The 562-nt window shown below is 76.0% G+C and carries 1 protein-coding gene; it reads right to left on the bottom strand.

All coding sequences use genetic code 11. From position 1 onward, the window contains the following. Positions 1–49 precede the first annotated feature (49 nt). On the bottom strand, positions 50–562 hold a 513-nt coding region (locus ACEN88_RS33855; RefSeq protein WP_413346745.1), incomplete at its 5' end, for an ATP-binding protein.

The raw sequence follows: 562 nt of genomic DNA, 5'->3' as shown, positions 1-562 counted from the left end.
CCCCGGTCCGTCCCGGCGGCACGGGGGTGATCGTGCCGGACACGGCGTATCACGGCTCCACCGACACCGGGTCGAAACCCGCGCCGGCGCCCGGCACGGTGCCCACGACCAGCTGGCCGCCGCTGGCCGCCACCTTGTCCGCCACGATGGCCAGGCCCACGCCCCGGCCCGACACGGACGTGACCTCGGTGCGGGTCGACACGCCGGCCCGCAGGGCGAGCTGCAGGCGCTGCTGTTCGCTCATCTGCGCGAGTTCCGCCGCGTCCACGCCGGCACGGCGCGCGACCGCGTCCGCGTCGATGCCGGCGCCGTCGTCGCGCACGCGCACGCACACCATGCGCGCGTCGCGCTGCGTCACCGCGATCTCGATGCGCCCGGCCGGATCCTTGCCCGCGCGCGCGCGCTCGTCGGGCGTCTCGATGCCGTGGTCGACGGCATTGGTGACGAGGTGGTTCAGCGCTTCGCGCACGACGCCCAGCACGCGCCGGTCGAGGTCCACGTCGGCGCCCAGCGTCTCCAGCCGTACCTGCTTGCCGCGGCCCCGCGCCAGGTTGCGCACGAG

The organism is Massilia sp. CT11-108 (genome assembly GCF_047302915.1).
Lineage (GTDB): Bacteria > Pseudomonadota > Gammaproteobacteria > Burkholderiales > Burkholderiaceae_D > Telluria > Telluria orientalis.
This window is presented reverse-complemented; position numbering and strand designations above follow the sequence as displayed.